The organism is Proteus alimentorum (genome assembly GCF_002607735.1).
Taxonomy (GTDB): domain Bacteria; phylum Pseudomonadota; class Gammaproteobacteria; order Enterobacterales; family Enterobacteriaceae; genus Proteus; species Proteus alimentorum.
On sequence record NZ_NBVR01000013.1, the window covers coordinates 37,351 to 59,378 of the forward strand.

17 protein-coding genes and 1 pseudogene are annotated in these 22,028 nt (G+C 37.4%); 9 read left to right on the forward strand and 9 right to left on the reverse strand.

What is annotated here, in order from left to right; all coding sequences use genetic code 11:
* Positions 1-3: 3 nt before the first annotated feature.
* The 5 genes and pseudogenes from bcsD (at position 4) to B6258_RS02035 (ending at position 4,396) form a co-directional block, all read left to right on the forward strand.
* Positions 4-474 carry a cellulose biosynthesis protein BcsD gene (gene bcsD, locus B6258_RS02015; protein WP_099073872.1) on the forward strand — a complete coding sequence of 157 codons (471 nt, stop codon included), beginning with the start codon at positions 4-6 and terminating at the stop codon, positions 472-474.
* 39 nt (positions 475-513) lie between these two features.
* Positions 514-1,425 (forward strand): sensor domain-containing diguanylate cyclase, encoded by a 912-nt coding sequence (locus B6258_RS02020; RefSeq protein ID WP_099073873.1) that lies wholly within the window; start codon positions 514-516, stop codon positions 1,423-1,425.
* Between the two features lie 170 nt (positions 1,426-1,595).
* Positions 1,596-2,555 (forward strand): annotated as a pseudogene (gene galU / locus B6258_RS02025) (UTP--glucose-1-phosphate uridylyltransferase GalU).
* Between the two features lie 73 nt (positions 2,556-2,628).
* Positions 2,629-3,657 carry a family 8 glycosyl hydrolase gene (locus tag B6258_RS02030; RefSeq protein WP_099073874.1) on the forward strand — a complete coding sequence of 343 codons (1,029 nt, stop codon included), beginning with the start codon at positions 2,629-2,631 and terminating at the stop codon, positions 3,655-3,657.
* Between the two features lie 310 nt (positions 3,658-3,967).
* Positions 3,968-4,396, forward strand: a complete 429-nt coding sequence (locus B6258_RS02035) for a TOBE domain-containing protein (protein WP_099073875.1) — start codon at positions 3,968-3,970, stop codon at positions 4,394-4,396.
* A gap of 117 nt (positions 4,397-4,513) precedes the next feature.
* On the opposite strand, the gene B6258_RS02040 is transcribed toward B6258_RS02035, so the two are convergent.
* The 7 genes from B6258_RS02040 to fdnG all read right to left on the reverse strand — a co-directional run bounded on the left by B6258_RS02040 (position 4,514) and on the right by fdnG (position 15,319).
* Entirely contained in the window at positions 4,514-6,163 is a 1,650-nt protein-coding gene (locus B6258_RS02040) for a sulfatase-like hydrolase/transferase (RefSeq protein WP_099073876.1), read from the reverse strand.
* Positions 6,164-6,273: 110 nt separating this feature from the next.
* Positions 6,274-8,136 carry a selenocysteine-specific translation elongation factor gene (gene selB, locus B6258_RS02045; protein WP_099073877.1) on the reverse strand — a complete coding sequence of 621 codons (1,863 nt, stop codon included), beginning with the start codon at positions 8,134-8,136 and terminating at the stop codon, positions 6,274-6,276.
* Entirely contained in the window at positions 8,133-9,524 is a 1,392-nt protein-coding gene (gene selA, locus B6258_RS02050; RefSeq protein ID WP_099073878.1) for an L-seryl-tRNA(Sec) selenium transferase, read from the reverse strand. Before selA ends, selB begins: the two co-directional genes overlap by 4 nt.
* A 15-nt stretch (positions 9,525-9,539) precedes the next feature.
* Positions 9,540-10,460, reverse strand: coding sequence for a formate dehydrogenase accessory protein FdhE (gene fdhE, locus B6258_RS02055; protein WP_099073879.1), 921 nt, complete (start codon positions 10,458-10,460; stop codon positions 9,540-9,542).
* Between the two features lie 208 nt (positions 10,461-10,668).
* Positions 10,669-11,325, reverse strand: a complete 657-nt coding sequence (fdoI, locus tag B6258_RS02060) for a formate dehydrogenase cytochrome b556 subunit (RefSeq protein ID WP_099073880.1) — start codon at positions 11,323-11,325, stop codon at positions 10,669-10,671.
* Positions 11,322-12,260, reverse strand: a complete 939-nt coding sequence (gene fdxH, locus B6258_RS02065; RefSeq protein ID WP_099073881.1) for a formate dehydrogenase subunit beta — start codon at positions 12,258-12,260, stop codon at positions 11,322-11,324. The genes fdoI and fdxH overlap by 4 nt, the downstream gene beginning before the upstream one ends.
* Before the next feature lie 11 nt (positions 12,261-12,271).
* The gene (fdnG, locus tag B6258_RS02070) at positions 12,272-15,319 is read right to left on the reverse strand and encodes a formate dehydrogenase-N subunit alpha (RefSeq protein ID WP_099073882.1); all 3,048 of its coding nucleotides are present in this window, start codon (positions 15,317-15,319) and stop codon (positions 12,272-12,274) included.
* A 176-nt stretch (positions 15,320-15,495) separates the two neighbouring features.
* Between fdnG and fdhD the strand changes: the two genes are divergently transcribed.
* Complete coding sequence (gene fdhD / locus B6258_RS02075) at positions 15,496-16,326, forward strand: formate dehydrogenase accessory sulfurtransferase FdhD (protein WP_099073883.1); 831 nt, start codon at positions 15,496-15,498, stop codon at positions 16,324-16,326.
* A 74-nt stretch (positions 16,327-16,400) separates the two neighbouring features.
* Here the strand turns inward: fdhD and B6258_RS02080 are convergent, their stop codons facing one another.
* Together B6258_RS02080 and umoA are read right to left on the reverse strand one after the other, a co-directional pair.
* On the reverse strand, positions 16,401-17,264 hold the full coding sequence (locus tag B6258_RS02080; protein ID WP_099073884.1) for an ATP-grasp fold amidoligase family protein: 864 nt from the start codon (positions 17,262-17,264) through the stop codon (positions 16,401-16,403).
* A 247-nt stretch (positions 17,265-17,511) separates the two neighbouring features.
* Positions 17,512-18,048, reverse strand: coding sequence for a UmoA family flagellar biogenesis regulator (gene umoA / locus B6258_RS02085; RefSeq protein ID WP_099073885.1), 537 nt, complete (start codon positions 18,046-18,048; stop codon positions 17,512-17,514).
* Between the two features lie 295 nt (positions 18,049-18,343).
* Between umoA and B6258_RS02090 the strand changes: the two genes are divergently transcribed.
* The 3 genes from B6258_RS02090 to B6258_RS02100 all read left to right on the forward strand — a co-directional run bounded on the left by B6258_RS02090 (position 18,344) and on the right by B6258_RS02100 (position 22,003).
* Entirely contained in the window at positions 18,344-19,231 is an 888-nt protein-coding gene (locus B6258_RS02090; RefSeq protein ID WP_099073886.1) for a LysR family transcriptional regulator, read from the forward strand.
* Positions 19,232-19,654: 423 nt separating this feature from the next.
* Positions 19,655-20,455 (forward strand): Slam-dependent surface lipoprotein, encoded by an 801-nt coding sequence (locus tag B6258_RS02095; RefSeq protein ID WP_099073887.1) that lies wholly within the window; start codon positions 19,655-19,657, stop codon positions 20,453-20,455.
* A gap of 183 nt (positions 20,456-20,638) precedes the next feature.
* Positions 20,639-22,003 carry a surface lipoprotein assembly modifier gene (locus B6258_RS02100; protein ID WP_099073888.1) on the forward strand — a complete coding sequence of 455 codons (1,365 nt, stop codon included), beginning with the start codon at positions 20,639-20,641 and terminating at the stop codon, positions 22,001-22,003.
* The last annotated feature ends 25 nt before the right edge of the window (positions 22,004-22,028 follow it).

Consider the following 22,028-nt stretch of genomic DNA (forward strand, 5'->3'; position numbering starts at 1 on the left):
ATAATGAATAAGCATGACAGTGATATCTTACAATTACCGTTTGAAAGTGGCTGGCAAGATCTAACTCAATTATTATTTTTTCAAATTTTAAATGACAATGATATTTCTACTGCTGGAAATAAATTAAGGAATATAGGTAAAGATATTGCCTTACGTTATCCATTACCCGAAAGCGAAAATATTCAATTACTTGAATCACATATTAATCGTGTATTAACGCTATTTAAATGGGGTTTTGTCACGATATCTCCTGCAATGAGTGAGCTGTTACTGGTTCATTGTGCATGGCCTCACTTTACACAAAGCCAAGATGATGCTCAGTGGCGTGTTGCAAGTACGGGTGTTTTAGAGGGGTTATATGAAGGCTGGCTAACGAATCAAGGTGGTAATGTCAAAATGCAAGTACATCGCCAACCGACAGATGCAAAAGATGTCTTTATTTTTCGCTATGCACATAACTCATCAGCCGAATAATAATATATATGCTTTATTGATGAGCATAGGAGGTCAAAAATGAATGAAATGATATTTAATGATGATAATTCTAAATGCTTATTAATAAAGCAATTTACTAATAATGTTTTCATGATGTTAGTAACAGATATTAATGGCATCATTATTTATGCAAATGAAAAATATTGTGAATTTAATAATGTTCATTTTGAAAATATAAAAGGTAAAAAATACAGCTTATTTAACTTAATTGATGAGAATCAAATTAATTATTGTGTAAATGGTAATAATGATAATAATGGCGTCTATCGATTAGAAGCCAAAAGAAATATCGATGCACAAAAAGATATATGGGAAGATGTTAGTATTATTCCTGTATTTGATGAAAGTAATTTAATTTCTCATTATGTATTTATTAGCTTAGATATTACTGATAAGGTAGAGCTAAGAAATGAGTTATTTAATAAAAGCTATATTGATTCATTAACTGGAATATCTAACCGATTAAGTATCGTTGAAAAAATTGAAAATGAACGATTAAATATTTCACAGCCTTCTTCATTTTGCCTTGGTATTATAGATTGCGATAAATTCAAATCTATTAATGATCAATTTGGGCATCATGCAGGCGATAAAGTATTGTGTGAAATATCAAAACGGTTGTCACAATTAGAAAATAACGAAGTCTATTGTGGACGACTTGGTGGCGATGAGTTTGCTGTGCTTTTCCCTAAAGGATTACGTTCTTGTTCTGTGATTTTGTTAGAAATAATAGAATCACTTTGGAAATCAATGGAAAAACCCATCAATATTAATTCGGATTTTATGTTAACTCCTTCAATTAGTTTAGGTATTGCTGAATATCCTAAAGACGGAAAAACATTATCTGAATTATTAAAATCTGCAGATGAAACACTTTATTCCATAAAAGAAATGGGTGGTAATAAATATGGGTTTTATTCCGGGTTTTAAATAGAAAGTTATTTTTAATAAAGATATATGAAAATAAAGTTATCTCTTTTTAACGAAGAGGGAGGTGACTATTTTTAAAATATATCTAGCATTCCTGATGAAATATAAGAGTAAATTTAAAATAATACTAAATATTAGTTTTAGATAAATATCTATTAGAGGATTTTATTATGATGAAAGCGGTTATCCCTGTTGCTGGATTAGGTACTCGTATGTTACCTGCAACGAAATCAATTCCTAAAGAAATGCTGCCTATCGTTGATCGCCCTTTAATTCAATATATTGTTGAAGAGTGTGCTCAGGCTGGTGTTGAGGAAATTATTTTAGTTACTCACTCTTCTAAAAATTCAATTGCGGATCATTTTGATACCAGCTTTGAATTAGAAAATATGCTGGAACAGCGTATTAAAAATAAATTATTAGAAGAAGTGCGTTCAATCTGTCCTGACAATGTCAAGATTGTCCAAATTCGCCAAGGCCATGCTTTAGGTTTAGGTCACGCAATTTGCTGTGCGCGCCCAGTTATTGGCAATAATCCATTTATTGTTTTACTGCCCGATGTTTTATTGAATGCACATTATTGCGATCCTCAACATGATAATTTATCAGCAATGATAAAACGTTTTGAAAAAACAGAACGTAGCCAAATCATGGTTGAACCAGTGCCAATGAGCCAAGTGCAACAATATGGTGTTGTAGATTGTGAAGGTGTTTTCTGTCCTCAAGGTAATTGGGCGCCTATTCGTCGTATCGTAGAAAAACCAAATCCTGAAGATGCGCCTTCTAATCTTTCTGTTGTTGGCCGTTATGTTTTTTCTGAAGCTATCTGGTAATTATTAGATGGTCTACCTGCTGGTGTAGGGGGTGAAATTCAATTAACAGATGCGATTGATTTATTATTGAAAAAAGAAGTCGCTGAAGCATATACCTTAGTGGGTAAATCACATGACTGTGGTAATAAGCTAGGCTATATGAAAGCTTTTGTTGAATATGGCCTACATAATTCTGCGTTAAAAGAAGAATTTACTTCTTGGATGCGGGACTTTTGTGAAAAAACATTGTTACCCAAAACAGAAGTTATAGAAGAAGATGAAGTAAGTGAAACACAAAAGATAGTTGCTATCTTTTGAGTTTATATTGAAATAATATGCAATGTGCCGACCGAAATAAGATTGCGGTCGGCAATAGCAGGAGAGAAAGGCAATGTCTTTTAGACACTTATCTCGTTGTCATTATCTATTTTCTACCTTTTTTATTTTAGGTTTGTTGCTTATGGTTTCTCCCTTAATACAGGCAGCAGATACTCAATTAGGATGGCAACAATTTAAAGAGCGCTATATTAAGGATGATGGGCGAGTTATAGACAGCGCTAACAAAAATATTTCACACTCTGAAGGTCAAGGCTATGGCATGTTAATGGCGGTGATGAGTGATGATCATGAAACATTTAATACGTTATGGCGCTGGACAGCCACCTCCCTTTATCGTGGCGATTTAGGGTTATTTAAATGGCGTTATGAGCCCGAAAAGAGTGAACATACCCCTGATCCTAATAATGCAACAGATGGTGATATCTTAATTGCGTGGGCATTATTAAAAGCGGGTGAGAAATGGAATGACGAAAGTTATCTTTCAGCTTCTGATTCTATTCAACACGCCATTCTGGAACATACTTTAGTTAAGACAAAAAATTATACTGTGCTTTTACCCGGTATTAATGGCTTTAAAACGCCAGAAGAAATTATTATTAACCCATCCTATTTTATTTTCCCTGCATGGAAAGATTTTTACCGCACGAGTAAAGACGTTCGTTGGAAAGCGTTAATTAATGATAGCCAGTCTTTACTTAGAAATATGCGATTTGGTGAATATCAATTACCCACAGACTGGGTAAGTTTGTTTCAGGATGGAAAGATAGAGCCTAGTGAAAAATGGCCTGCACGATTTAGCTTTGATGCAATACGTATTCCGCTTTATTTAGCTTGGGCACATGATGAATTAGCATTACAACCTTTTGTGCAGTATTGGCAGCAATTTGATCGCTATAAAACCCCTGCTTGGGTAAGTATTGATGCTCAAGAGCGCGCTGAATATAACCTTACTCCCGGTATGATGGCAGTGAGAGATTTAACGATGAAAACACCTATTGAAGATGTCGATTTAAGTAAAGATACAGATTATTACTCTTCGGCTTTACACTTATTAGCGTCATTTGCTCAAAATGGGCAATAAGTATATTTAGTTAATTTTAATGATAGATAGCTTAAATTCCTTTTAATACAGAGAGGCATTAAGTTATCTATTTTGTTTATATTGATAGTGCTAAAAACATAACGTTCTAAAATATTTATATTTATTCGATTTTAATAAGCTAATTATGATTCGTTAGCTATATTTGTTTATAACGTTATGTTTTTAAATAACAAATAAACTTTAAACCATGATCTAAGAATAATTTATTTAATGATATTTATGCTAAAGTTACTCCAATAACTTGATAGTGTTATTAATATAATTTCTCATCAACAATAGAGGTGGATAAATGAAAGTTTCAGCACGCAATCAGTTAGTCGGTAAAGTTGTTGATATTATTGAAGGTGCCGTTAATAGCGAAGTCATTTTATCTTTAGCGCATGGTGAAAAACTGGCCACAATTATTACTAAAGAGAGTTGTGACAGTTTAAAGATCAAAAAAGAGGGTGAAGCAATTGCGATTATTAAAGCACCATGGGTTGTATTAGCACTGCCTGATTGTGGCTTAAATTTCTCTGCACGTAACCAATTTGCAGGAAAAGTGACTCAAATCGTACAAGGTGCAGTGAACTCTACTGTTCATTTAGAAACAGCTAAAGGTTTAGAGCTGACTGCTGTGATTACAAATGAAAGTTTACAAGAAATGAAACTGGCAAAAGGCAGTGATGTTTTAGCGCTAGTGAAAGCATCAAGTGTGATTGTTGCAACACGCAAATAATGGTACGTTTGTTTTTTTGAAATAAAAAAGAGGCTAAATAGTTAGCCTCTTTCCTTTTGAAATTACTTATCTTTTGGGATTTATTATCCCGATCATCGTTTATCCAAGTAATAAAAATTAATTATTTGTACTACCTGCGACTTTCAGTTTGTCATAGATATAATTTTTATAGCTATTAACTAATTTCTCGTCTTCACAGTCATTTAATTTGCCTTCACATAAGTGGCGCATTTGAATGTTTGCTTTGTAGAAAGGAGATAATGGTAAACGAGCACGCTCTAAGATCATGCCCCCTAAGAAGCTAATATCAGTTAATTCACCCATGGTGATTGGCGCACCTTGCGATAGGTTATCTCTTAGGGTGAACTGAGTAATATATGCAGGATTATTAAAAGGTGACTGATAATTATTTAGCTCAATATTGGGTTGATGATCACCAAAATAGAGGAACATCGTCGGTTTTTCTCTTTGTGCAACAAAATTAGAGAAATCTTTAATTGCTGGATCACTGGTAATAATTTTTTCCATATAGTGGTTAAATTTACCCGGTGCATTATTGCTTTCTGTATGACCTGTAATTTGGTACATATCTCTATGTGATTCATCATAAGGACCATGCTCATACATGGTTAATGAGAATATAAATAATGGTTTGTCAGTCCGCTTTTTCAGTACTTCTTCAACGTAACCCAGCATATCTACCGTTGATATTTTCCAGAGATTTTCCTCTAATGTTCCTGGGTAGCCAAGCTCTTGAGGTTGAATAATTTCATCAATTCCCATTTTTTCATAAGCGTAACCAGCATGGTAAGCACTACGATTAAACGGAGTGAGTAAAACCGTATAATAACCTTCAGCTTTTAATTGGCGGAATAAACTTTCATTCAGATTATCAACAACAAAATAGAATACGGAGTTTTTACGCGCACCAAAATCATCCGTATTTAACCCTGTTAATACAGAAAATTCAGAAAGCCAAGTACCACCACCAAAGGTTTGTACTCGTAAAGGGCTTTGCGCACTGACCCCTTCATCTTTTTGGAACATAAATAAATCAGGCAGTGCAATATCTGTATCAAATTGATAAATATGAGGATTAACTGTCGATTCTTGTAATAAAACAACAATGTCAGGTTTTATGTCTGTCTGTGTTTCGGGTAATACGGTTTTTTTCGCTTGTTCAAGGAAGTAATCTGCACTTTCATTGAAATAAGGAGGGTGATAAGCCTTTTGATAGCCAGACATGATTAAATTAGTGACAGTACCTCGTCCTCCCGGAAGTGTACTTTCCCATTCAGCTTGCCATTTTTCTACGGTGAAATGGATTGTAGTAAATCCAATGATCACTAAAAGTAAGCTACTTATACGTAAGCCTAGGCGTGATTTCTTGGAAAAATGCCAAGCAATAGACATATTGATAAGAAGCCATATTAGCATCGCAATCAATGCAACACCGGCTTCCCAATAATGACCTAATGTTCCTAAATTAGAGCTATCAAACGCCAAATCAAAGTCAGAGAACATTAATGTTTCTTTGTAATAATGGACTTTGAGTTGATTAATAAACTTAGTTATCAGGAAGAGTGTACCGGTGGTAATAACCGAAAATAAGACACGAGCTGATAAAATAAAGCAAAGAGAAAAAAGAATAAGATAAGCACCGACTGAAAGAAGTGCAGTATAAATAAACGTTGATTTCTCAAAAATAATAAAGAGTGAGGCAATAAGAATAAGTGCAAGATAAGCACTTCCTAATATTTTTTTCATATCTCTTCCGAGTATAGTGATAAAGAATAAAGGGGATATTTTACAAATATTGTAGGCGATAACCTTAAATAGGCTAAATAACTTTATTTAGCCTAAGTTAATATCTGTATTTAGAATAACCCTTTGTCTCGTAAAATATGAAGATCTTTTTTGCGGCGAGTAAAACCAGTGCGGTCAAAATACTCTAAGATTTGTACGGCTAATTTACGCCCAACAGATAATTCATCACGGAAGTCGGCAGCAGTGACACTGCCATTACTCTCATTATATTTCACAATGATAGACGCAAATTTTTCTATTGATTGGTGTGTATAGTAGCGATCGGCAATAATCGGAATAATTAAACCTAATTGTGCCGCTTTGCGTAATAATGAGCGGATCACTTTCTCATCATTTTTCATTTCATTGGCTAGATCACGTACCCACCAAGGTTCGGATTGCTCAAAATAGACTTTAGCATTTTGCCATAGCGCATCTTGTTCTGGAGAAAAAGCAAGTCCATGGGTTGGAAGATGAAGCCAACCACGACTTTGGTTAATCGCACCTTCTTTACGTAATTGATCAATTAAGTAATAGACCAATTCATCATGATAAGTCGGTAGTGCCATTCGTTTTAAACGAGAACGACCGACACCCATTTGATCATTATGTTGTTGGTGATATTCCTCAAGGGTATCGAGTAATTTCTGTTTTGCGTTATCAGCATTCTCTTTAGAAAGAATAACGCCAGCAACGCTAACAAGATCAAAGGTTTTTAATAACTGCGTCAACGCACTTTCAGTTAATTGCTGAGCCCAAGAAAACTGATTTAGAGAGAGTTCACCTTTTGGTAAACATAACGCTAAATTAGCACTGACACTGTCTGCATTATCAAGTTGGTGTAACCAAGCTAAAAATTCGGCTTGTCGTTTGCCTCTACGTGGCGAGTGCAAAGATAAGACTTTCGCTGCGGCTAAGGTGCGTTGAGCACTGATATCGCGCAAGATAAGTCTGTCGTTATCCACCAGCCAAAGGGGGTCATCAAGAATAAGCTCCGCTAACTGTGGTGTTTCATTAACATCATTTAAAAGAGCAACACGGCCCGTAATATGACGTGTACCGTGGTGAATATGTACAGGCTGCCAATGTGTTAAAGGTTTATCCGCAATTAAACTGACTAATATTTTATGAGATTGATAGTTAGGTGCTTGAGAAAGCAACCAATCACCACGAGAGACGTTTTCTTTGCTGACATCACCTGTGATGTTAATTGCAATACGATGACCTGCACCAGCACTCTCTACGGGCTGATTTTGTGCATGTAAGGCTCTTATTCTTACGGGTTTATCTGCGCCTGTTAACCAAAAGGTATCACCAACAGAAATTTGTCCCGCAAGTGCGGTGCCTGTGACAACTAATCCTGCGCCTTTAATGCTAAAAACACGGTCTATTGCTAAACGAAAACGCTTATGCCATTGAGGGTGTTGTTGCTCTTGCTGATGCAGATTAACCAGATAGTGGCGAAGCGCTGAAATGCCCTCTCCAGAAGGGGCAGAGGTGACAAAAAAGTCAGGTTGTTGCCAGCCTAAATTGGCTAATACATCCATTGTTTGTGAACGCACTTCTTCAATTCGTTCTGGCGTAACGCGATCTGCTTTGGTGAGAATAACAGTAACTTGAGGACAGCCAGCAAGACGTAAAATAGAAATATGTTCGATGGTTTGTGCCATAACGCCATCGTCACAAGCCACAATTAATAGCGCATGAGAGATCCCGCCGACACCTGAGAGCATATTTGAAAGGAATTTCTCATGACCGGGAACATCCACAAAACCAATTGAAGTTCCATCGTCTTGACGCCAATAGGCATAACCTAAATCAATGGTCATGCCTCGTTTTTTCTCTTCAGGTAAATGGGTAGTATCTACCCCAGTAAGGGCCTGTATAAGTGTGGTTTTTCCGTGGTCTACGTGACCTGCTGTCGCAAAAATCATAGTAAAAGTGCCTGTATTAATGCATTTTCATCCTCAAGACAGCGCAGATCAAGCCACAGGCGACCATCAGTAATTCGACCAATAATCGGCTTTTCTAAATTACGCCAATGCGCAGCTAACGCATCTAATTGGCTACCTTTTCCATCTTTGGCTTCAAAGGTAAGTGCTGCACTCGGTAAACTTTCAATAGGTAACGAACCACTGCCTATTTGAGAAGCACATGAGGATATCGTGATATGGTAGTTATCCCCATAATATGCCTGAAAATGAGGCAATAACCGTTGCGCCATATCATTAATTTCTGTTTGTGTCCGAGTTAACAAACGTAATGTCGGAATTTCAACAGCCATTTTTTCAGGTTGCTGATAAAGGCGTAATGTGGCGCCTAAAGCCGCTAATGTCATTTTATCAACCCGTAATGCACGCTTTAAAGGATGGCGTTGAATCGCCTCAATCCACACTTTTTTACCTAAGATTATTCCCGCTTGAGGACCACCTAATAATTTATCACCAGAGAAGGTAACAAGATCGATACCTTGTTGCAGATAATCTTGAGGCATTGGCTCTGAAGGTAAACCTAAGGCGGCTAAATTCGTCATTGAGCCACTGCCTAAATCAATAGCGGTGGGTAAGTTTACCTCTTTACCTAGTGCGGCAAGCTCGTCGCCATGTACTTCTGCTGTAAAGCCTTGAATACAATAGTTGCTAGTATGAACTTTCATTAGCAGACCCGTATTTTCATTAATGGCGTTACGATAATCTTTAAGATGAGTACGGTTTGTTGTTCCCACTTCTTTGAGTGTACAGCCAGCTTGCGTCATCACATCAGGGATACGAAAAGCACCGCCAATCTCGACTAGTTCACCACGAGAAACCACAACCTCTTTATTGGGGGCAACCGTTGCGAGCATCAGTAAAACGGCTGCTGCGTTGTTATTAACGATACAGGCATCTTCTGCGCCTGTTAACTCACATAACAAATCAGCAATAGCGCGATCACGGTGTCCTCTTGAAGCACCATCAAGAGAATACTCTAAGGTCGCTGGTGAGCGCATAACTTGGCTAACGGCTTCAATGGCCGATTCTGCCATTAATGCACGCCCTAGATTAGTGTGTAAAACGGTACCTGTTAAATTGAAAACAGGTTTAATCGAGGATTTTCGTTGTAATGTAATGCGATTTTTTAATTCATCAGCCCAATGTTTATGCCATGGTGGTAACTGGTTTTCTTGACGAATAATGATACGCGCTTCTTCTTGTAACTTTCGTAAATGCTCTGCAATAAATGTCTGACCATAAGAAGCCGCTAGGGCTTGAATGTCTGCTTGGTGCAGTAACTTATCAATAGACGGTAATTGGCTATAAAGTGAGCGCGTATCATTTGTCATGCTAATACCTAATTATTATTCATTTGGGAACAGGAATGGATTAATGCTACTACGAGCAAAGCCTTCTTCTTCCATTTTTGCATCAAGAACAATAGACGCTAAATCGTCAGCGACAGCATCCACATTGGCATCTTTTTCTTGATATAAAATTTTCAGATAACTTCCACAATCACCACAGCTTTCTGCTTTCACTGGGGCATTTTCGCTGTCTAAAGACCAGTAATTTAATTTACCTGTTAATTCACAGTTGGTGCATTTAATGCGTACAACATGCCACTGTGTTTCACATAAATTACAGTGTAAATAGCGTAAACCTTGTGTTGTGCCGATTTGTACCATGCTTGCCACCGGCATACTGTTACAAACTGGGCAAAATTGACGATTTTCACCGTATTCTGTTTTAGCCTTACCCGGAATATTCGCCGCTAATTGTGCCCAGTAAAGAGACAATGCTGCCCAAATAAAGACAGATTTATCGGCTGAGACTTTTGAATATTCATCATTAAGTAGTGCCGTTGCCATCTCTTCTAATTCAGTTTCAGACGCTTTAGCGAGATTTTCTAAAGTGATAGTGGCACTTTCAGGCACAACTGGACGTAATTCAGCAATAATCGAGGCTAATAAAGCATGCCAATGTTTACTGCGTTTGAACGTTTTTCTATCTAAAGGCGCTACACCAACTTGCTGCGTAAGGAGTGGGGCAAGATCGACAACTAATGGGTTGTCATGAAGTGCTTTTTCTTGCGCTTTGACAATTTCTGCCGCAAATTCAAGGTAGTCCGCGAAAGGATTATCTTTTGCCAGCGTTTGAAAACGTTCAGCACGACGCTGATAAAGGTTTTTCAGATTAGGGAATAATACGGGTGGAATAAAACTAATTCCTTTTTCTGATTGCTCTTTACCTAATTGCTCTTTAGGAACGATGCGAATACTCATAACGTTCTATCTTCCTATTATCATAAATTTTAGAGTGAATACCCACAGGGTTTGGCTTCAGAATAAATCAAAAGCAAACATGAAGCCATGACAGTGGGTAATAATAGCGTGATTTTATTGTTTTTTTACGTCTTAAATGCGGGCGTAAATTGAATAAAAAACGGAGGCTGATCAAGCCTCCGTTTGTTCAGAAATACACTTTAGGGCATTATTTCTGTGACTGCTTTTCGGCTTCTTTTTTCTCTTCTTCGAGAATTTCACGATACCAACGAGGATGGTGCTTTTTAGCCCAACCACGAGTTACCCAGCCTTCAATCATGCTACGAATTGAACCTTTCACCCAGAATGCCGCATAAGCGTGAACCAATACGGTGATTATCAGTAAGATGGCTGATAATGAGTGAACTAATAAGGCAATTCTAATCACTGGGATTGAAAAATACTCTGCGAAATAAGGGCGCCAAATGATAACACCACTGACCGTCAGTAAGATCAGACTGAGACTTAATGTCCAGTAGATCCCTTTCTGACCAAGGTTGTAGTGACCAATATCACCCGCTTCTTCATTTTGCAGTACTTTATGAATATTTTTAGCCCAGACTAAGTCATCTTTATCGATAAAGTTGTGCTTCAGATATCTGAAGAACATAAAGATAAAGAGGAACGCCATCACGCTACCCACGAATGGGTGTAATAAGCGCGACAGTTCTGGTGTTCCTAAAATATTCATGAACCAGTTCAGAGATGGGAAGAAGAAACCCAAGCCGCTGATCGCTGTGAACAGAAAGACAATCACAACGACCCAGTGGTTTATACGCTCTGACGCGGTATGGCGAAGAATTTTATCACCTTTCTTCTTCATCATTTCTGCTCCTCCTTATTCACAGAGGTCTGTGTTTTAGAAGATGCTTCCATCTCTTTGAGTGCTTCTTCTTCATCTTCTTCAGTTGTACGGTTTGGACCGACACCTAAATAGTGGAAAATAGCACCCGCGAAGGTTGCGGCAAAACCAACAGCAGCCAATGGTTTCCAGATACCTTTCCAGAATTTAACGGTAGAGCTAATTTCAGGGTTTTCTGGTAAACCGTGGTACAGATTTGGTTTGTCAGCATGATGGAGAACATACATTACGTGTGTACCACCCACGCCTTGTGGATCATAAAGACCTGCATTGTCGTAACCACGAGTTTGCAGTTCAGAAACACGCTCACTAGCAAGATTGATCATGGCTTCTTTCGAACCAAAATGAATCGCACCTGTTGGGCAGGTTTTCACACATGCAGGCTCTTGACCGACTTCTACACGGTCAACACATAACGTACATTTGTAAGCACGGTTATCTTCTTCATTAATGCGAGGCACATCAAAAGGACAACCCGCGATACAATAACCACAACCAATACAGTGTTCTGATTGGAAATCAACAATACCGTTAGCGTATTGAATGATTGCACCTTCTGCTGGACAGGCTTTTAAACAGCCAGGATCAGCACAGTGCATACAACCATCTTTACGAATTAACCACTCTAGTTTGCCGTTCTCTTCCACTTCAGAGAAACGCATTACTGTCCATGATTTTGCTGTTAGGTCAGTTGGGTTATCGTAAACACCTACGTTAGTGCCAATTTTATCGCGAATATCGTTCCATTCAGAACAAGCAACCTGACAGGCTTTACAGCCGATACAGGTTGTTACGTCGATAAGTTTTGCCACTTCTTCCTTGTAATCCCGCACCTTAGGCGCGGGAGTGAGGGAATTGGTAGCAGAGCGACGAATAATGTCTTGGGATTGCAGTGACATAATTTATCTCCTTACACCTTTTCCACATTAACAAGGAACGCTTTAAACTCAGGCGTTTGTGTATTCGCATCACCAACGAATGGCGTTAACGTATTCGCAATAAAGCCTTTCACAGCAACACCTTCAAAGCCCCAGTGAATAGGAATACCAATGGTATCCACTTTGCGCCCATCAACATCAAGGGTTCTAATACGTTTAGTGACCACCGCTTTCGCTTTGATATAACCACGTTTTGAGCTGACTTTAACGGTATCGCCTTGAACAATGCCTTTTTCTGCGGCTAAACGCTCACCAATCTCAATAAATTGTTGTGGCTGAATAATCGCATTTAAGCGCGCGTGTTTAGTCCAGAAGTGGAAATGTTCTGTCAGACGATAAGTTGTACCGACATATGGGAAATCTTCTGCTTTACCCATCTCTTTCCAGTCATCTTTAAAGATACGCGCTGCTGGGTTTGAAACCACATTTGGATGCAGTGGGTTAGTCCCCAATGGTGTCTCAATTGGCTCATAGTGTTCAGGGAATGGACCTTCTGCCATCTTATCGATAGCAAATAGACGTCCCATACCTTCCGGCTGCATAATAAATGGACCAACATCAGAACCCGGTGCAGCGTTACTATAGTCAGGTACATCAATACCTGTCCATTTGCTGCCATCCCATTCGATTAATTTACGTTTAGGATCCCATGGTTGACCTTGTGGGTCTGCCGATGCGCGGTTATAAATAATGCGACGGTTAAGAGGCCATGCCCATGCCCAACCTAATGTATTACCCAATCCTGATGGATCGGAGTTATCACGGTTAGCCATTTGGTTGCCTTTCTCTGTCCAGCTACCTGCGAAGATCCAACAGCCACTTGCTGTTGTACCATCATCACGTAACTGAGCGAACGAGCTAAGCAGTTGACCTTTTTTCAGAATGATATTGCCATCAGCGTCTTTTAAATCGGCTAATGCTCTACCATTACTTTCTTGTGCAACTTCTGCAGATGTTGGATTATCAGGATCAAAGTAATCCCAAGTCATATTCAACACCTGTTCTGGCATCGCTCCGCCTTCTTCTTTATAGAGCTGGCGTAAACGATGGAAAATACCCGATAAAATCTCAGCATCAGGGATAGCAATACCTGGGGCATCAGCACCTTTCCAGTGCCATTGTAACCAGCGACCAGAGTTAACGATAGAGCCGTCTTCTTCTGCGAAACAGGTTGTCGGCAGACGGAAAACTTCTGTCTGAATATCGGCTGTTTTAACGTCGTTCTCTTCACCATGGTTCTGCCAGAAACACGAAGTTTCAGTGTTTAGTGGATCCATGGTGATAAGGAATTTCAGTTTTGATAATGAACGAATAACTTTGTTCTTATTCGGGAATGATGCCACTGGGTTAAAGCCTTGGCAGAGATAGCCGTTGACTTCACCTTTATCCATCATGTCGAAGTATTGTAGAACGTCGTAAGGTTTGTCCCACTTAGGTAACAGTGAGAAGCCCCAATCATTATCACGTTGAGCATTATCACCATAGAATGTCTTCATCATACTGACGAAGAATTTAGGATAATTGCCCCAGTAGTTAACTTGTCCCGGTACTGTCGCTTTTGGCGTATTCGCCGCTAAGTAGGTTTCTAATGAAGTCTGCTTTTCAGAAGGCAGCGTCATATAACCAGGTAAGCTTTGCGATAATAGACCGAGGTCAGTTAAGCCTTGAATATTGGAGTGACCACGTAGTGCGTTAACACCGCCACCAGCCATACCCATATTACCTAACAGTAATTGGATCATTGCCATGGTACGAATGTTTTGAGCACCAACAGTATGTTGAGTCCAGCCTAATGCATACAGGAAAGATGCTGTTTTATCTTTCGCTGCTGTTTCAGCAATATATTCACAGACTTTTAAGAAATCATCTTTTGGTGTACCACAAATCTGAGTCACCACATCTGGCGTGTAACGGCTAACGTGTTGTTTTAACAGATTCCAGACACAACGAGGATGTTGTAATGTGGTGTCGCGTTTTGCGAAACCATTTTCATCCATCTCGTAGTTCCAAGTGGTTTTATCGTATTTACGTTTTTCTGCATCATATCCGCTGAATAAACCATCATCAAAATGATAGTCTTCACGGACAATCAAGCTCGCATTGGTATAAGCCTCAACGTATTCTTTTTGATATTTCTTATTTTCGAGCAGATATAAGATAACGCCCGATAAGAACGTAATATCAGTACCAGAACGGATAGGCGTATAGAAATCCGCAACAGCCGCAGTACGGGTGAAGCGAGGATCAATAACAATGAGCTTGGCGTTATTATGGATTTTAGCTTCCATCGCCCAGCGGAATCCCACAGGGTGTGCTTCTGCCGCATTACCGCCCATAACGACGATAAGGTTGGCATTTTTCATATCAACCCAGTGGTTGGTCATCGCACCGCGACCAAATGTTGGAGCAAGACTTGCTACCGTTGGTCCGTGTCAGACACGCGCTTGGTTATCGACAGCCAGCATCCCAAGCGCTCTTGAGAATTTCTGAGTTAAAAACCCAGTTTCATTGCTTGCTGCAGAGGCGCAAAGCATACCCGTTGTTAACCAACGGTTGACTTCTACACCTTCTTTATTGAATTTCTGGAAGTTGGCATCGCGGTCTTTTTTGATTAAGCGCGCAATACGATCAAACGTTTCTTCCCATGAGAGTTTTACCCATTTATCCGAGCCGGGTGCACGGTATTCTGGGTGTTTTAAACGACCTTCACTGTGGATGAAATCCACAAGACCAGCACCTTTAGGGCATAATGCACCGCGGTTTACTGGATGGTCTGAGTCACCTTCAATATGGAATATCGTTTCTTTTGCGTTTTTTGCGCCATCGCCCAGACTATACATTAATAGTCCACAACCGACAGAACAGTACGTACAGGTATTGCGGGTTTCGCGGGCTCTCAGTAATTTATACTGACGTGAGCCAGCTAGCGCAACTGCTGGTGCAAAACCGAGCGCCGCCGCTGTTGTACCTGCCATACCGCCAGCACAGATCTTAAAGAACTGCCTTCTGCTGACCTGCATGGGTCTCTCCTCATCATACATTGCTTTTACTGACTCTGATTTTCTTCACGAAAATGGAGCTGATTGTTTTTTTATTCCTATTATCCTTAATAGGATCAGGTTCATTGCCTGTAGGTAGTGTAAAATCGTTTTACCCGTATTATTATTATGTATTAATAAATTTAGGAATTCATCTTATGGATGAAACAAAATCGACAAAATTGTTAACTAAACGTGTAATCATTGGCGTAGATCAAACAATTGTGCAACACAAAGGATCGCTAAACAGACAAGAAGACGATTATATTGCACTCGAAGTTCCTGTTGCATTAGTGTACAACGGAATTTCTCACGTTGTTATGATGGCAAGCCCTAAAAATTTAGAGTTGTTTGCTGTCGGATTTTCTTTATCCGAAGGCATTATAGAATCTTCCAATGAAATTCGCAGTATCGAAATTGTGGAAAGTTGTAACGGGGGGATTGAAGTTCAAGTTGAATTATCAAGCCGGCGCTTTATGGGATTAAAAGAGCGACGCCGCAATATGACTGGCCGTACGGGCTGTGGTATTTGTGGAACTGAACAATTAGAAGAAATTTTCCGACCAATTACGCCGTTACCTTTTACACAAACATTTTCACTTTCAAATCTTGATAAAGCCTTAGAGCAGATGACAACGGTTCAAGAAATCGGTGAGCTAACGGGTTGTACACATGCTGCTGTTTGGTTATCGCCAGAAGGTGAAATGCAAGGAGGATGTGAAGACGTCGGTCGTCATGTGGCGCTTGATAAGCTTTTAGGTATGAAAGCACAAGAAAAGTGGAATAAAGGTGCAGTCTTAGTTTCAAGCCGAGCAAGCTATGAAATGGTGCAAAAAGCGGCTATGTGTGGCGCTGAAATTTTATTTGCTGTTTCTGCTGCAACCTCTTTAGCGGTTGAAGTTGCTAATAAATACAATGTTACGCTGGTGGGTTTTTGTCGTCGTGGAAGAGCGACGGTGTTTACTCATCCACAACGACTGACAGATTGACATCATAAAATGAAATTTTTAAAAATAGGTGTAATCGTTTTATGTAACGATTTACACCTATTTAGTTTTCTCTTTTATGACCACAATGCCCCTAATTTGTAATCCCACTCTTTAGGTTTGATGGGGATGCGCCCTGCATTTGGAGTAAAGGTCATTTCGCTAAAGATAAGCCTATTTTCAGACATTAAAAAATCAACTCGACAATAATTAAAGTCATTTGCCATTTTAGCGGCTAATTGCAACATATTTTCAAATTGAGTTGGTTTTTCAACCCGTTCTGGTGTGTTGGGATTTTCTAATGTGATGGGTTGTAACTGCCAATTTGTATCATACACATTTATATACTCATTCCCTTTGGTATCAGAAATATCAATTTCAGCATAATGAGGCTGGCCATTAAAGCAGTGAAGACGACAAGTCGTTGGTATCATTGGATTTGGTGTATCAAATAAATCAATATATTCTTCACAGATAATTTGAGCTTTGATGTTTTTATAATGCCATTCACGAGTGATGGGATAGAGATTACGTTTTAAATGAAATTGAAGCTTTTTCTTTGCTGTTTCAAAATCAAACGTTGCTTTATCAAGGCAGATGATTGTACTACCACTGTCATGATTACATTTGAGCACAAAACGTGAAGGTAGTTGAGTGAAATCGATTTCATCAGGATGAGAATAGGTGTTAATGATAGGAACTAGATAGTGCGGGCCAATCTTTTCTATCACATAATCTCTGACTTTGATTTTATCTGCTAAGCGCGTATAAATTGGATTTCTATCGAATAGCATACGTGCATTGATTTTTTCATTAAGTGATGTTGGTATTTTAAAGTTAGGTTGATAACCTAAGTTACGAATAAATTTATTCTTTAAATACACACGATCAGGTAATGCGATAGTTCGAAATTGTTTGAAATAATATTCTATGATTTTCATAAGCTAATGATTATTTTAAATAGATAAGTGAAATAAAAACTAACTTTTCTTTGAATTAAACTTCTATATAAAGAAATAATTAAATAGAAATTAAGAGAATAATGTCAGTTATTGATATTCTTATATTTTTTTATATGAATTTAGAAAGTATTAACGTAGGTTAATATTCCAAGTCCTTATTTTAATAAAAGAAAGAATGACGACATTAAGAGAGCGTTAACAAAAAGGAATATTGATTAAGAGTATATTAATTTGATGCCCACTTAGTTATATGAATGGGTTTATCCCAATTATTAAAGCGTAATCCTTTGCCTGTTCTATTTCCGTGAGCATCTAATATCTCATAGTACTCTTCAACGATTTGGCTACGGCCACGCTGCCATTCATTGGTTGTTGCAAAAGGATCAATTAAGTAGATATCACCAACAACGGTATATAACTCACCTAAATAGCGAACTTTTTTCGTACTACTATTTGAATAGTGAGAAAACATGATTTGGTAAGTTTTATAATGTTCAGGCTGACCATAAGGGCCATACTTCATTGCAATATAACGAATACCTTGGGGTTCAGAAGGGCTTGTACCACCCGGAACAGGCATATCTGGCGTGATATTAAAAAGAGTATATCGAGATGTGGCGGTCGGTTGTCTTAATGCTTGTCGATAACTTTGTGTATTTAATCCTGAAGCTGTCCATGTTCTATCCACTAAGCCATCTCCTGCCAAACAGGAAACGGATAATCCTAATAATGAAAGAATTATAAATAGGGACTTAGCAGACATAAATACTCCTTTATTGCCATTATGATGCCAGAAAATAAGGTGCTTATTCCGTGAAATAGAGCGATATAACCTTGTTATTTCTTGCTGTTATCTTATTTTTTCCAAAAGCGTATTGAAAAAACAAATGGGAGGGTTGTTTTTTAACCAATATTTCAGCGGTTTTATTTACAAAGAATAATCTCAATTTAATCTATTTGTTTTGATTATTAATACATTGGTGTTGGTTATTAATTTTATTTATTTATTCTATGTTAGAATAATAAAAGGAAAGATAAGATGGGATTAATAATTAATCATGGATACCCGTTTATTGAATGCTTTTGCTATTTTAGCTGAAACAGAACATTTTGGTGAAGCTGCATCAAGGCTTTGTATTAGTCAGCCAGCACTCACTAAACAGATAAAAACACTGGAATCTCAGTTAGGTGTCACTCTTTTTCAGCGTGGGCGTCATGGTGCAAGATTAACACCTGAAGGACAATATTTACTGAGTCAATCTCAATCCGTTTTAAGAGAAGTTCGCGTGCTAGAAAAGCAAGCTCGTCAATTAAGTGAACCCCAAAAAGCGGCGCTTTATGCAGGATTTGGTTTGTCTGCATTAAATTTTATTACCCCATTATTGGCAAAATTTAATCTCGCTCATCCTGATATTACCGTTCATATTGATGATATGCCTTCCAACATAATGGAAGATAAATTACTTTTAGGTGAGCTTGATCTCGCGTTTTCACGTTTACCTGTTACAGAGCCACTCAAAGGTATTGCATTAGTACAAGAGCGGTTGATGTTAGCAATTCCCACGCAAACGATTATAGTGTTAGAAGCTGATGATGATCCATTACACTATTTTAATACGCTTGGGCTTATTCTGTTGGTGCCTGAAAAAGGAAAAAAACTGCATCAACAAGTCTATGATTTTTTGCAACATCATCAAATCAACCCTCGTGTATTACAGCAATCGCAAGATATTCAAACACAGTTAGCATTAGTTGCTGCTGGATTAGGAATGGCATTGGTGCCTAAAAATGCAGAATTTATTTGTGACAAACAAAAAGTCACTTTATTGCCACTGTCTGGTTTGTATACACAATGGGAAATAGGTGTTATTTGGAATAATAATATTCAGAATAAAGATCGTGATATTTTTATAAAAATAATTTCTGAGGAAATAAATAAAATATAACGAATGAAAAAAAGCTTTTAATTCTAGTAATGATTATATTGCCAATATATAACTTATAATAAAGCTAAAATACCTAATAAATATCAATTAGTTTTAAAAGTAATAAAGATAAATAATTGCGAGTTTGTTCACAAAAACAAACATGAAATCTTCATTGGTTTTTTATGTTTTTAAATAAAAAGTTAAGTTAAATCATTTAATTAATTTAATTCTTTTAATATAAATAGGGTTAATTAAAATCTCTGTAATTAAAATAGGTTATTTACAATGAAAGCGATTTATTTAATATTACCTACGCCCGACACGGCAAGCTTTATATTCGTAAGTGAAGCTGTAAAGATAAAAAATTAATATCTCTGTAAGTGGCTACTTGTTATTTATAATAAGTAGCCACACCCTCAAACTAATAATAAGGAAGTTATTATGAAAAAACGTAATGAATTAGTCTGCGCATTATTTATATTAATGGGGACTCAAGCTGTACAAGCTGAAATTCATTCTAATCAAAGCGGTCCTTTAACCACCATGAAAGTGGGAGCAAGTGACTCTATCCAACGTGGTCATAGCGAAATACCTGGTGGAGAGCCTGGTGTAGGCATTAGTACCGTAGGAGGTGGGAAAAAAATTGGATTTGCTTCGTTAACCTCACCAAGAATGAGTGGTGGAGCGGACAGTCATGGTATTTATACTATCCAACCTAATGCTAATTCCCCTGCAAGCCATAGTGATATGGGCGTTTTTCACTTTGCCAAAATCACAGATGCCAATGTCTATTTTGGTGACTGGGCAAAAACAACATCAGCAACAGATGCAACACATCAGACCTATTATGTGGGTAAAGATGTGACAACCACCTTACCGACAGATAGCGCCACTTATACGGTAATGGGTATTAGCCAATACAGTGGTAGCAATCTGCTTTCTGGTACGTTCGATGTTGATTTCTCACAAAAGAAAATTGAAGGCTCATTGGCGAATAGCCAACGCACGGTTGAGTTAGAAGGTGGAAATCTTTATACCGCAAATAACCAAGTAACGTTTTCTGCTGATGCGAAAGAAGGCACAACATCAGGGGTTGTTGAAGGTGCTTTCTTTGGTGAAAGTGCTGAAACGTTAGCGGGTATTGTGGTGTTTAGTTCGGATCACACAAAAGATATCGGTTTTGGTGGTACGAAAAATAGCAGTGAAAGTGAAGAAATAACAGCAAGCACGGATGCTTCTTAATTTTTTCAAAAATAATATTATAAATTTGTTTGGTAATACAATCGGTTAATTCTTTGAATGTGGTATTAGTGGTCATTAAGCTAAATGTTAGCAACAGATAATCTGGTATAGGGTTATCTGTTTTTTTTTATCAAAAATAAACCGATCTTAAGGAATAGATCGATTTTTATTATAAGGATATACATGCGTTATTATCAAAAACGAAAGGAATTGTTTTTTATTATTAGTCTGTTATTCATGCCATTAAAAGTAAACGCCAAAGAAAATAATTCTGTTTTATTCTCCTATTCTTCATCTCAACACCACGTTGCTCAAATAGGCCAACAACTTTATCGCGCTTTACAGCAACAGCTGTGGAACAAGGCCGAAGAACTATTACTGGACTATCAACAATTACCTTTCCATGAAACACTATTAATTGATTATGCTAAAGCGCTTTTAGCCCAGACAAAAGGCGATTATTTACAAGCTGAGTTTTATTATCAGCAACAACTTAAGCAAAAAGCCGATTTTATCCCAGCGCAAACTGGGTTAATTCAGCTTTATTTTCATTTGCGAGAATATAAAAAAGCACAACAACAACTCAATCAGTTGAGCAATATGATTGATTTACCTAACGATATTAGTCAATCCATTGCGTTTTATCGAGTTAAATTAGCCTCTTATTTTCAAGGCCAACGTTTCTACCAACTTAGTTTTTTTTATGATGATAATATTAACCATGCACCTGATATAGCTGAAAAAGTTGTCTCTCAATCTACTCAAAGAAAAGTGACGTTAAGAGGTGCAAAACCTATTGCATCAACGGGTCTTACTCATTATTTTTCTTTTTATCAACCCGTTATCCTTTATTCTCACCATACTTTTTCTTCTTATACTTATGCACGATATATCGATTATCACTCTCACCGTAGTGCTAACTTTTTTGCATTATATACACAACTGGGTTATCGCTATCAAAAACCTCAATATCAATGGTTAATAACACCTTATTACGAAATAAAAAAATCAAAAACTCAATATGAATATCAAGCATGGGGAAGTGAAATACAATTTTCTTATTTGATTAATAAAAAGCAAACTATTAATTTAAGTTTGAACTATAAAATAAAGCAATATCAAGAAGCGTTAAATAATTTAAATAGTCAGCAACTTAGTTATAGTACTAATCATAACTATTATTTTAATAATGGAATGCACTTAGTTAATCAATTAAATTATCAGTTAAGCCGTAAAAAAAACACTTTATTAAATTATCAGCAGTATGGTATAAAAACTGGCGCTTATTATCCATTGTCAGTGAATTGGCATATATCTCTTTTTTTTCAGTATCAATTTAAACACTTTAATAACTATAATCCTTTATTAAAAAAGGGAAGAAAAGACAATAGCTTTGTTTTTACAATCAATATTAAAAATGAATCACCTTTTATTTTAGGGTTTTATCCCGCAATAGAGTTACGTTATACCCGAAGATTAAGCAATGTGGATTGGTTATATCAATATCAGCAACATGAAGTGTTATTTAAATTAGAAAAAAATTTTTAATTAAATAAATTACTTCCTTTATTAA